The following is a 12668-nucleotide window of genomic DNA, read 5'->3' as shown; positions in this document are numbered from 1 at the left end:
GTTATACTTTAGCGTTTGCCTTTTGATTTGTCAGGTATTTTAAATAAGCGATTATAAAATCTTCCAAGTCTCCATCCATCACTGCGTGGACATTACCTGTTTCAAAATCTGTGCGATGGTCTTTTACCAAATTATAAGGATGGAACACATAACTTCGAATTTGTGAACCCCATGCAATATCACGTTTTTCACCGGCTTTTTTAGCATTTTCCTCTTCGGCTTTTTGTTTTTCCATCTCATAAAGCCGTGCTTTCAACATCTTCATAGCTGTATCACGGTTTTTGATTTGGGATCTTTCCATCTGACAGGAAACAACTACCCCTGTAGGTATGTGGGTGATTCGAACGGCAGAGTCTGTTGTGTTGACGTGCTGACCACCAGCTCCTGAAGATCGATACACATCCACTCGTAAGTCTTTTTCTTCAATATTGACTTGGATATCATCATCGACTTCTGGAGTGACATACACGGATGCAAAAGAGGTATGTCTCCGTTTATTGGAATCAAACGGTGAAATTCGTACCAATCGATGGACTCCTGATTCACATTTTAAATACCCAAAGGGATGATCACCTTGAATATAAAGAGTGGCGTTTTTGATTCCCGCTGTTTCACCTGGTTGGTAGTCCACAAGTTCAGCACGATATCCTTTTTGTTCCGCGAACCGAGTATACATTCGTAGTAACATATCAGCCCAGTCCTGTGACTCAGTTCCACCAGCTCCAGGGTGAATGTTGATAAAGGCTGCCTTTCCATCATCTTTTCCTGAAAGTGCATCTAACATTTGCAAGTTTTCAAATGATTCAAACATACGATCAAAATCATCGTTTAAAGATTTTAAACCACTTTCACCCATCTCTTCCGATGTAAGTTCAATCAAGTCAGGAAAATCCAATAATTCTTTTTTTAACCCTAACCAAGGATCCAATTTCATTTGAAGTTCGTTACGTTTTTGTGTAACGTTTTTTGCTTGGTCAGGTGAATCCCATAACTTGGGATCGTTTGCTTTTTCAATGAGTGACAATAACCGATCGTAATCCTCTTGGAAATTTTGTGCGGTCCAATAGGTTTGAAATGATTCTATCATCTCAGTAGTTTGTTTTTTTAATTCTTTTAATGATCTATCCATAATGTGTAAAACCGAATTGTATATTAAAACAAAGAATCCTTACGCAAACGTTCCACTTCCCATTGGAATGTTGTTTCTCGTAGTTGCGGTGTATTCCCTTCCACAGTTCCAACGAGTGAATAACTCGTTTCCTTCCCGTAAGAATCTGGGAGTTTTTTAAGAATGAATTTTCCAGATTTGATGAGTTCGATTACATGAAGTAAAAAAGGATCTTTCTCCTTTCGACTCATTTCTTCCATCGCATAATAAAAAGTAGATAGGCCTTTATAAAACCAATCGATATATTCGTTTTTACCACGTGGCCAAATTTGTTCCAATCGAATTTCCGATTCTTGGACAAGTGACTTACCTAAAAAAGGTTTTTGTAATACACGGCACTGGAAATAAATTTCAAAGTTTAAATCACGGTCACCACCTTTTTCGAAATCCACGCCAATCCAACGGATCCACGATTTTTTCTCTTTGATTGGTAATGCAGGGATGAGAGCAAACAAATAACCTTGGTCTTTAAAAATCCTTTCATGTGCAAGGTGTTCTAAAATTTCAAGTGGGATCATATAATGACCCTTAGACCATTCAATCACATAAGGAATGGATTCTAAAAGTAAGTATTCAGGTGGTGTTTCCGAACGAATGATGTCACCAAACTGAGTTAAGATGAAGATAAAGGACAAAAGTTCTTGTCGGCTAAGGCCCGATAAAACGCTTACAGAACCACTTAAATTTTGAAGTGCCCTTCGGATCATTAAGTGTTGTTGAAGTTGGGTTTGGTTTTCAGATAAAATGATCCCTAGGTGTTTTTCAAAATTGCGAAGTTTAGAACGTTCGCAAGTTTTAAAATTTCCTGAGAGACTGAATGGCACTTAGAGTGCTCTCCTTCCGATATCTTTTCGATAAAATGTACTCGGAGCTTTAATTGTACTTAAAAAAGTATAACATTCATCTATTGCATCCTTAAGCGTTTTTCCAAAAGATGTGATACCGAGAATTCGACCACCATTTGCCAATAGGGAACTATTGTCCCTTTTGGTTCCTGCGTGGTAGACCACCACATTCCCTTCGTTTGGTGGGATTTCCAAAACCATTCCTTTTTCTGGAGAATCTGGATACCCTTTTGCAGCAAGTACAACAACTGCAGAAGAACCTTGTTTTAATTTTAAATTTCTGACAGGCAAATTCCCTATTGCGGATGCATAAAAAATCGGCAAAATATCTTCATCGAGGAGACGTAATACGCACTGGGTTTCAGGATCACCAAAACGACAATTAAATTCAACTACGTTTGGTTCGCCTTCTTTTGTAATCATTAAACCAACGTAAAGTAGTCCTTTGTAAGGATGACCAGATCTTTTAAAATCATCTAACATCGGCTCAATGATTCTTGATTTCACTTTTTCTAAAACGGCTTCAGTTACGATGGGAGCAGGAGCATAGGCTCCCATCCCACCAGTGTTTGGACCGATATCTCCATCATACGCGCGTTTGTGGTCTTGGGCGGCGGGCAAACACATATACCTTTCGCCATCCGTAATCACAAATAAGGATGATTCTTCCCCTTCCAAAAAAGACTCCAAAACAACCTTATAACCACTTTGACCAAATTTTGATTCGAGAAATATTTCGTCTAACGCGCGTTTGACATCTTTCATTTCAAAAGCAACAGTGACACCCTTACCAGCGGCCAAACCATCCGCTTTGACAACAAGTGGTAACATTTCTTTTTGAGCAAAACTCCAAGCAGATTCGTGGTCTGTAAATACGGCAAACGAAGCTGTCGGAACCTTTGCTCGTTTCATCATTTCTTTCGCAAAATGTTTACTACCCTCTACTTGCGCACAATAGGCGGAAGGACCAAAACAAGGGACCCCGATCTCTTCACACCAATCTGCAATTCCATTCACAAGTGGGTCTTCCGGTCCCACAACAACAAGATTGGTTTGGGAAGACTTGATATATTCTATGAACTTAGATTTATCGGTGATGGAAATTTCATCCGCTTTGAGTAAAACATCCTCTGAAAATCCCCCGTTACCTGGATAAACTTTCAAAGATTCTAAAACATTTGATTTAGAAATAGCATCAGCTAACGCATGTTCCCTGCCACCACTTCCTAATAATAAAACTTTATATTGATTGTCCAATTTTTTCCAACGCCCTAACTGTACTTTCTAATTTCTCTTTCCAAGTATTGTATTTTTCTCTTTCTTTTTCCACAACATCTGGTTTTGCTTTTTCCAAAAAAGATGGATTGTTGATTTTGTTTTCTAATTTTTCCATTTCGGACTGGATTTGTTTTTTTTCTTTTTCCAATCTTTGTTTTTCTTTTTCAAAATCAAAAATCCCTTCTAATGGTAAAATGATCTCTCCGATCGAAAACGCACCCACGGAATCTGTATTTTTTAATTCATAAGAATCCAAAAATTCCAAACTCTCCGCTTTGGAAAGTTGAAGGATGGATTTACTTTCCCTTTCCATCATCACTTTTAATTCTTTATTTGAGCACTTTAAGATGACCTTACATTTTTTTTCAGGTTTCACTCCCAGTTCTGCGCGCATATTTCGAATTTTTGTGATGATTTCACGAACCAGTTCCATCCGTACCACAGCAGGCGAAGTTTCTGAAACACCATATGCTTTTGGAAATTCCGTTTTAGCCAATTCTTTTGATTCGAGAAGGAAATGGATTTCTTCTGTGATAAAAGGCATAAATGGATGGAGGAGTCCTAATGATTTTTTTAAGACACTCACAAGCACTTGGCGTGCTTTTTCTGCAGACTCTGGAGTGACGTTACCATAGACACGAGCCTTCGTTAATTCCAAATACCAATCACAAAAGGAACCCCAAACAAAATCGTAGATCGCATTTGCCATTTCAAAGAAAAGATAACCAGAATATGCTTTTTCATACCGACCTAACATCTGATCAAATTCATGAAGAATCCAAAGGTCAGTATCTTCTAATGAATCTAAGTTTGGTTCTATAGGAGAAAAATCTTCCGGTAAATTCATAAAAATGAACCTGCTGGAATTCCAAATTTTATTACAAAAGGATCGGTAACCATCTAACCGAGATTCATCGAAAAGAATATCTTTTCCTTCAGGTAACACCGCAGCCAAAAAGAAGCGAAAGGAATCCGTTCCGTATTTGGACATCATGTCCAAAGGATCTACAACATTCCCAAGTGACTTACTGAATTTTTTTCCATCTTTATCACGAACAAGTCCATGGATGAGAACCTTTTGGAACGGAACATCACCCATAAACTTAAGACCATTCATGATCATACGTGCGACCCAAAAGAAGATGATATCAAAACCAGTAACCAACACTGACGTTGGGTAGTATTGTTTGAGTTCTTCCGTTTTTTCCGGCCAACCAAATACAGAAAATGGCCAAAGCCCAGATGAAAACCAAGTATCAAGCACATCTTCGTCTTGTTTGATGGTGTCCTTGGTGACTGAAATTCCTTTTTTCTCAAATAAAGAAATTGCCTCTTCTAATGACTCAGCCACCACCATATCACCGTTTGGTGCATAATAAGCAGGGATACGATGCCCCCACCACAATTGGCGAGAGATACACCAGTCACGGATATTTTCCATCCATTCAAAGTAGGTTTTTTCCCACATCTTCGGTTGGAACTGAACTTTACCCGATTTGACCACTTCGATCGCAGGTTTGGCAAGAGATTCAATTTTCACAAACCATTGGGTCGATAACAATGGTTCAATGACAGCACCACCTCGTTGGTTGTGACCTACACTATGAACATGAGTTTCAATTTTTTCAATATAACCTTTGGACTCAAGTTCTTCTACTACGCGTTTGCGTGCTTCAAATCGATCCAACCCATTGTATTTGCCTGTAAACTCATTCAGAGTCCCATCTAAATTCATGATATTGATAGGAGTCAGTTTTAGCCTTTGCCCCGCTTCATAGTCATTTGGGTCGTGAGCTGGTGTGATTTTCACAAGTCCAGATCCAAACTCTTGGTCTACGAAGGAATCAAAAAGCACGGGAATTTCTTTCTCTGCAATAGGTAAAAACACAAACTTATCTTTTAAGTTCGTATAACGTTTGTCATCTGGATGGGCACAAACCGCAACGTCACCAAACATCGTTTCAGGTCGTGTGGTTGCCACCACAATGTATTCTCCCTGATTCAAGGTTTTTGGATCTTTGGATTTGAACTCAGACTTAGGATATTTGATATGATACAGTTTGCCTTGTTTTTCTTTGTACTCCACTTCGATATCCGAAATGGCAGTTTTGGTCACAGGACACCAATTGATGATCCGTTCTCCGCGATAAATCAATCCTTCATCAAAAAGAGTTCTGAATACTTTAATGACTGCTTTGGAAAGACCTTCATCAAACGTAAATCGTTCTTTGGACCAATCAACGGATTCACCGAGTAACCGCTGTTGCTTGGAAATCATTCCTCCAGAATGTTTTTTCCATTCCCAAACTTTTTCTATGAATTCTTCCCTAGTAAAATCGGTTCTGGACTTTCCTTCTTTTGCCAACTCACGTTCGACAACTACTTGTGTGGCAATTCCCGCGTGGTCCATTCCCGGAACCCAAACTACATTTTTTCCTTTTTTACGTTCGATACGAATGATGATGTCTTGGATGGTATGATTGAGCGCATGACCAATGTGTAAATTCCCTGTGACATTCGGCGGTGGGATGACGATGGAAAAAGTTTCTTTGCGTGAAGTATCAGGAGCAAAGGTTTTTTTTTCGTCCCAGATTTGGTTCCACTTTGGTTCTACAGTTTCGGGATCATAACGGTCGGGTAGATGTGATTTCATAGGGTCGATCGATTTCTTGGACTTTACTATGTTTCTTGGAGAGTTTAGGGGTCAAGGATGAAACAAAGAGCTTTCGGTTCGCATTGACAGAAACCTGGTCTATCAGAATCTGGTCGGCATGAACGCAAAAACAGCAAAAATCCTCGGCAAATATGCAACCTTCAAAGGTGTTTCCGAGAAACAATTGAAACGTGATTGGTTGTCTCTTTCGCATATTGAGAAAGACAAAAAAAGACAAGAAATCCTAAAAGAAATCGCAAAAAAGTAATCAGTGCGGAAGGTTTCTTCCGCGTTTTTTATGGAACTCCGATTCCAAACTTTCTTCTCGTTTCTTTTTTTTAGTTTTCTCTTACTCACCACCTTTCACTGCTCCAAACAAAGTGACATAATACTTTCACAATACGAAACCGCACTCACCGAAGCCAACTCACAAAACAGAAAACTCATCGTGGTCTTTGGTGCCGATTGGTGCCCCGACTGTCGGACATTAGATGGAATTTTTGCCAATCCTGAAACCAAAGCCATTTTAGATTCCCAATTTCTTGTGATGAAGGTAGATGTGGGTCGTTTTGACAAAAACTTAGGTCTAAATGAAAGGTTGGGAAATCCCATCCAAAATGGAATTCCATCTCTGGTGGTTCTTTCCCCAAAAGGAGAGATCATCACTTCCACAAAAGGTGGAGAATTTTCAAACGCGAGTCAAATGACAAAAGAACAAGTGTTAGAGTATTTATATAAATTGTAATCCTGGAACACAGGTTCTTACTGTGAAAGATTTATGATCGTTCATCCATTGTCTTCAAAGGCATTCAAATCGATACGATCAGCACTCGATCACAATAAAACAATGAAATCATTCCAAAACAAAAATCTAGATTTTCATCAAATCAACCTAACAAAAACTTTTACAAAAGGATCAAATATGAAACCGAACACCCATTGCCAACCTGACAAAAATAATACAAAACGACTCGGATCCCTATTCCTCACTACCTTTGCATTCCTCACTCTCTCTCTATTTGCAGAAGAGCTAACGACTCCCACACTGAAAGTTGGCGACTCTCTCCCTGAAATCCAATATACCAATCAATGGGAAGAACCAAGTCCTATCCCCTCCTCTACTAATAAAGTTTTATTCATCTCCGATATGGATGCGAGTAAAATCATCCATCCCATTTTAGAAAAGGAAGGGAAAGGGTATTTGGAATCCAAACAAGCCGTTCTCATTTCAGACATTCACAGAATGCCCTCACTTATTACCAAATTTGTGGCACTCCCCAAAATGAAATCTTATCCATATACTCTTCGTTTGGTGAGAGAAGAAAAAATGGCAGACTCATTTCCAAGAACAAAAGGATCTGTGACAATGATCCAATTAAAAGAAGGAAAGATTACAAAGATTGAAATATCGAATTCGGAAGCTGAGGTGAAAGGGTTTTTGGAAGGGAAATAAAGTAATCAAACGAGATGATGTTGAATTTAAGAATGATTCCTTTGAAAAGAATATTTAAATTCATACTCATCTTTCTACTAATCCTCTTTTTCAACTCATTCATTTTTGAACGTTATTACGTTCGTTTTCCCATCTATGAAATTGAATCCACAAAAATACCAAAAAGTTTCGATGGTTATAAAATCGCCGTGGTTTCAGACTTACATTATGGTTTTCTAAACCCTGAAGTTTGGATTCGGAATGTCATTGGATCTACCAATGAACAAAATCCTGATCTTATCGTTGGGCTTGGTGACTATGTCAAAAATAGAAATTTTGACGAAGAGTTGATTTCTGTTTGGAAATTACTTCCACTTCTAAAAGGAAACGATACAGAAGTTTTCGTGAATGGAAACCATGACCACTGGGCAAATCATACACTTTCTCTTCGTTTATTAGAAGAAAGTAAAAAATCCTTACGCAATCGAACCTTGGAAATCAAACGTGGCAAAGAGAAAATGATCATAGGTGGTCTTGGAGATTTTTGGGAAGACCACATTCCGATCGATCATATCTTCCAACACACCGATCCAAAACATTTTCGAATTGCCATTGCGCACAATCCTGAATCAGCAGATACGTCTCACAAAGAATCCATTGATCTATTCATCACTGGTCATACCCATGGCGGACAAGTGAGGATTCCTTTCCTTCAACTTTCCCCTATCCTTCCTGTTCAAAATAAAAACTATGATTTAGGGATTCAACATTCCATTTTTAATGAAATGGTTTTCATTTCTGCTGGGATTGGATGGTCAATCCTTCCGCTCCGATTCAATTGTCCTTCCGAAGTGCCCATTCTTATTTTACGACACAAAGAGAATAGATGAATCGTTCCATTGATTAGATCACTCACATAACATATATTAATCTAATATATGGAACATGATTAAATGTTTCAATCGACCAAATTTTACTCTGCCGAATAAAAATCATTTTCTTCCAAACCAATATACCTTCCTCATTCCAAAAAAAGTTAGATATCATACTTTTTTTCAAAATAGTCCCAAAATCTTCTTGATAACGATGTTCGCTATTCTATAACTCTTTCCCAAACGTTCATCGAATCTTTAGTAAGAGAGAAACCCATTATGGCACTTCCCAAAGTATGTGTAGTTGGAGCTGGTTCATCTGGAATCACCGTCATCAAATCGTTAAAGGAACATGGCATCCCCTTTGATTGTTATGAAAAGGGAAGTGATGTCGGTGGCAACTGGCGATACAAAAATGACAACGGTCTCAGTAATATTTATAAATCATTACACATCAATACCCATCGGGATCGGATGGAATACCGTGACTTTCCCATGCCAACAAATTACCCTGACTACCCCAATCACGAACCCATCCAACAATACTTTTTAGCCTATGTGGACCACTTCGGACTTCGCAAACACATCCAATTCAAAAACGGAGTGAAAAAAGCAGAACGAACAGAAGAAGGACTTTGGAGGATCACACCCGAAAAAGGACCCACACAAACCTATGATGTGCTCGTGGTTGCAAACGGCCACCATTGGAGTGAACGTTGGCCTGACCCACCATTCCCTGGAAAATTTTCTGGTCAAACCATCCACTCTCATTCCTATGTTGACCCAAAAACACCAGTTAACTGCGAAGGGAAAAACGTTGTGATACTTGGTATGGGAAACAGTGCCATGGACATCTCGGTTGAGCTGTCGAGACCAGGTGTTGCCAAAAAAGTATTTTTATCTGCAAGAAGAGGGGCTTACGTCATTCCGAATTATTTATTTGGAAAACCATTAGACAAACTCACAGAATACACACCACATTGGGTTCCTTTTTTCATCCAACAAACACTCGCTCACCTACTCATCCGATTTGGTGTGGGAAAAATGGAAGACTTTGGTCTTCCAAAACCAGATCATAAATTTGGTTCTGCTCACCCCACCATTTCCCAAGATTTACTCGTGAGACTTGGTCGAGGGGACATCAAACCAAAACCTGTCATCACAGAACTCCGTGGCAAAAAAATTGCCTTTGCTGATGGGACCGAGGAAGAGGCAGATGTTCTCATTTACTGCACAGGATATAATATCAAATTTCCATTTTTTGAAGAAGATTTGATTTCTGCACCTAACAATTACATTCCACTTTATTATAAAATGATGAAACCAGGAATCAACAATTTGTTTTTCGTGGGCCTTATGCAACCGTTAGGTGCCATTATGCCTCTTGCGGAATGCCAAGGCAAATGGATCGCACAATACTTAACAGGGAATTATGTTCTGCCTTCTAAGGAAGAGATGGAGACCTCGATTTCAAAAGATGAAAAGGCGATGAAAAAAAGGTATGTGAGTAGCACAAGGCATACCATCCAAGTGGACTATGATAGTTTTTTGTACGAGATGAAAAGGGAAATGGAACGAGGCAAAAAAAAGGCAATGCAGGAAGGAAACCATTTGCCAATCGAAGCGCGTGCTATGTACCATTCAGAGAAGAGTCATGTCCCGTCGTCCCGCAAACAAAAACAATTGGTTTCGAAGTAAAACAATCATATTTCTGTTTCACACAATCAGTATCCTAGGATTAGGATCTGGTTGTGTTTCCAGAGGGTATTCCTACCAGGGCAATCCTCTCTTTGGTTGGATGGAGGCATCTGGGGAAGTGCGTACCACTGACCCCTTTCCCATCCTCAAACGGTATCCTACATTCCATGCCATCGACTTTGAATTTCCCGTGGGTGGAAAGTATGCGGATGGTTATTACTTAGCTCAAAAATTTGGTACCGAAAATGCAAAGTTTGGCGGTAGAAAACACTTAGGAGAGGATTGGAATGCGCTCACAGGTGGAGACTCGGATTTTGCTGCCCCTGTGTATGCTTTTGGAAATGGTGTGGTTTCAGAAATTGCCGATTATGGTGGTGGTTGGGGCAAGGTTGTCCGCATCGTCCATATCCAAAATTTGGCAAACGGGAATATTTATCATTTAGAAACGGTATATGCCCATCTACATACGATTGATGTGGAACCAGGACAACTTGTGAAAAAAACAGAATGGATTGGAACGATTGGGGATGCGGAAGGCAGTTACCCTGCTCACCTTCATTTTGAACTCAGATCCAAAGTGGGAGCTCCGTTAGGCGGAGGATACGGACTATCAACAGATGGATTTTTACCACCCACTCGGTGGCTTATGCAGTATGGTCCGAAAGAAAAGTCCTTTAACGAAGAGACCTTCCAATGGATCGGTGAAAAAAACGGAACTTTGTAAGGATTAAAAACTTTTGATAAATTCCAACACTTCGTCTTCTTTTTCAGCATTTGTGTCATAAAAATTACAATGGATTTCGTATAATCCTTCTTTGTCGACTTTCTCAGACTTCAATGTTTTCACAAGAAAGTCAATCGAACCTGTCATCGAAATCATTTTTAAAGATATTTTTAATATCGAAGGCACTTCAATGTCATAAGGATGGAAAAATTGGATCCCTCTGGCACTGATATGTTTTTTCGAATCATAATCTTTGAGTTGTTCTAACTGAACTTCAAAGGTAGCTGGGATTTCGGTATAATGATTTGGTTTCATAGTCTTTGTGTATACTGCAACAAACATAGGAAGAAGAATACTCTCCTTCAATTACTATTTTGTTACGGTTGTATAAATCTTTACGCAAAAACGATATTAAACCCTGCAAGAAGGACAATGAGAATCACTCCCCAGGCAAGGATCCTAGGGTCCCAAAATTCATTGGTTCGATCTCTGTCTTCATACACTAACCCATGTAAGTCTCGATTTGGATCTTCTGATTCCCAAAGACTCACAACCACCATCACTAAAAAACAAAACACTCCTGAATAAATGGCACCATAAAAATTGGATACCATATCTGATTTGTAATACAAATAACCATTGGCATATAAAAAATAGTGTATTAGGCCACTGGCCGTCCCCACTAACATCCCGTAGAAGGCACTCCATTTGGATGCTTTTTTCCAAAACATACCAAGTAAAAAAATTGAGATGAGTGGGGCATTAAAAAACGAAAACAGTAACTGGATGTAATTCATGATGTTTTCAAATTGCATCGCTATATAAGAGGTAAAGATGGCAAATATAACGGCAACCATCGTACTTTGTTTTCCAATTCTTAAATAGGTTTTGTCATCTTTATCTTTATTGATATAAGTTTGGTAAATATCATAAGTAAAAATAGTATTCATCGCTGTGACAGAACTTGACATCCCCGCCATAAAGGCAGCAAGCAGTGCCGACGTTCCAAGCCCTAACATCCCCGATGGATAAAAGTTCTTGAGTAAGATGAGAAAACTTTTGTTATACTCTCCATTCATTTCTGTGGAATATTCGGCAAGTGCGATGAGTCCAGGGATCACTGTGAGAAACGGTAAAAATAATTTGAACATGGCTCCGATAAGAGGTGTCCTTCGTGCCGCACGAAAATCTTTTGCAGCCATTGCCCTTTGCACTTCCGCAAACCCACAGGTCCAATAGGAAAAAGACAAAACAAAACCAAGTCCAACGGTGACACTTAAGACATCCCAACCCAGTTCATTTTGTCCTCCAGGAAGTCCCACCCACATATGTTTGTGTGACTCGGGGATTTTTTGCATCAGACCATCCCATCCACCTAACTTTGTTAAACCGATAATGACCAATGGGAAAAGTCCAATGACAGTCAGAAAAAACTGCATCACTTCTGTATAAATGGAAGAACTGAGTCCCCCAAAATAAGTATAAATCAAAACAATGAGAGCGCTGAATAGAATGGAAAGGTGTGGGTTCCAACCAAATAAAGTTTCAAACACTAAGGACAAAGAATACAAGTAGATCCCTGACCCAAGGGCTAGGGACAACAAGGTGATGAGCGAATTGACTAAGTGCGCCTCTCGATTGAAACGATACCTCAGGTATTCAGGGACACTTCGTATCTTTGTAGAGTAATAAAACGGCATCATAAAGATCCCAAGAAAAATCATTCCAGGGATCGCACCTAAGTAATAAAAATGAAACGTCAAAAAGCCATACTCTGCCCCACTGGCACTCATCCCTAACAATTCTAAGGCGGAGATATTGGCCGAAATGAAGGCAATGCCCGTGATCCAACTGGGGATTTTCCTTCCTGCGAGTAAAAAATCCGTGGAATGGTTCATGGATTTTTTCAAAAGCACCCCAATCACCACCATAAAACCAACAAAAACGAAGACAATGAGGGTATCGATAGGGCTTAGAGCAACAAACATAGGTTTGTAA

Annotated in this window: 12 protein-coding genes; 6 read left to right on the top strand and 6 right to left on the bottom strand. The window is 39.3% G+C overall.

Going from position 1 to position 12668, the window contains the following annotated elements:
* Position 1 precedes the first annotated feature (1 nt).
* From prfB to LEPBI_RS01225, 4 genes are read right to left on the bottom strand one after another with little or no spacing between them, the layout of a single operon-like run.
* A complete protein-coding gene (gene prfB / locus LEPBI_RS01240) occupies positions 2-1129 on the bottom strand; it encodes a peptide chain release factor 2 (protein ID WP_012387286.1) in 1128 nt (375 codons plus the stop codon).
* Positions 1130-1152: 23 nt separating this feature from the next.
* Complete coding sequence (locus LEPBI_RS01235) at positions 1153-1992, bottom strand: hypothetical protein (protein ID WP_012387285.1); 840 nt, start codon at positions 1990-1992, stop codon at positions 1153-1155.
* Positions 1993-3270, bottom strand: coding sequence for a phosphoribosylamine--glycine ligase (gene purD / locus LEPBI_RS01230; RefSeq protein WP_012387284.1), 1278 nt, complete (start codon positions 3268-3270; stop codon positions 1993-1995).
* Positions 3254-5944, bottom strand: coding sequence for a valine--tRNA ligase (locus LEPBI_RS01225; protein ID WP_012387283.1), 2691 nt, complete (start codon positions 5942-5944; stop codon positions 3254-3256). The genes purD and LEPBI_RS01225 overlap by 17 nt, the downstream gene beginning before the upstream one ends.
* A 118-nt stretch (positions 5945-6062) precedes the next feature.
* Here LEPBI_RS01225 and LEPBI_RS19090 point away from each other — a divergent pair, with 118 nt between their 5' ends.
* The 6 genes from LEPBI_RS19090 to LEPBI_RS01200 all read left to right on the top strand — a co-directional run bounded on the left by LEPBI_RS19090 (position 6063) and on the right by LEPBI_RS01200 (position 10670).
* Positions 6063-6212: a hypothetical protein gene (locus LEPBI_RS19090; RefSeq protein ID WP_012387282.1), complete on the top strand. Its 150-nt coding sequence runs from the start codon at positions 6063-6065 to the stop codon at positions 6210-6212.
* A gap of 3 nt (positions 6213-6215) precedes the next feature.
* On the top strand, positions 6216-6689 hold the full coding sequence (locus LEPBI_RS01220; RefSeq protein ID WP_012387281.1) for a thioredoxin family protein: 474 nt from the start codon (positions 6216-6218) through the stop codon (positions 6687-6689).
* A 33-nt stretch (positions 6690-6722) separates the two neighbouring features.
* Positions 6723-7397 carry a hypothetical protein gene (locus LEPBI_RS01215; protein WP_012387280.1) on the top strand — a complete coding sequence of 225 codons (675 nt, stop codon included), beginning with the start codon at positions 6723-6725 and terminating at the stop codon, positions 7395-7397.
* A 41-nt stretch (positions 7398-7438) separates the two neighbouring features.
* Positions 7439-8266 (top strand): metallophosphoesterase, encoded by an 828-nt coding sequence (locus LEPBI_RS01210; RefSeq protein WP_041769932.1) that lies wholly within the window; start codon positions 7439-7441, stop codon positions 8264-8266.
* Between the two features lie 261 nt (positions 8267-8527).
* A complete protein-coding gene (locus LEPBI_RS01205; protein WP_012387278.1) occupies positions 8528-9946 on the top strand; it encodes a flavin-containing monooxygenase in 1419 nt (472 codons plus the stop codon).
* Positions 9903-10670: a M23 family metallopeptidase gene (locus LEPBI_RS01200; RefSeq protein WP_012476082.1), complete on the top strand. Its 768-nt coding sequence runs from the start codon at positions 9903-9905 to the stop codon at positions 10668-10670. The genes LEPBI_RS01205 and LEPBI_RS01200 overlap by 44 nt, the downstream gene beginning before the upstream one ends.
* A 3-nt stretch (positions 10671-10673) precedes the next feature.
* Here the strand turns inward: LEPBI_RS01200 and LEPBI_RS01195 are convergent, their stop codons facing one another.
* Both LEPBI_RS01195 and LEPBI_RS01190 read right to left on the bottom strand, forming a co-directional pair.
* Positions 10674-10985 carry a hypothetical protein gene (locus LEPBI_RS01195; protein WP_012476081.1) on the bottom strand — a complete coding sequence of 104 codons (312 nt, stop codon included), beginning with the start codon at positions 10983-10985 and terminating at the stop codon, positions 10674-10676.
* 80 nt (positions 10986-11065) lie between these two features.
* Positions 11066-12658, bottom strand: coding sequence for a sodium:solute symporter family protein (locus tag LEPBI_RS01190; RefSeq protein WP_012387275.1), 1593 nt, complete (start codon positions 12656-12658; stop codon positions 11066-11068).
* Positions 12659-12668: the final 10 nt, after the last annotated feature.

The sequence above is a fragment of the Leptospira biflexa serovar Patoc strain 'Patoc 1 (Paris)' genome, assembly GCF_000017685.1.
Classification (GTDB): domain Bacteria; phylum Spirochaetota; class Leptospiria; order Leptospirales; family Leptospiraceae; genus Leptospira_A; species Leptospira_A biflexa.
This window is presented reverse-complemented; position numbering and strand designations above follow the sequence as displayed.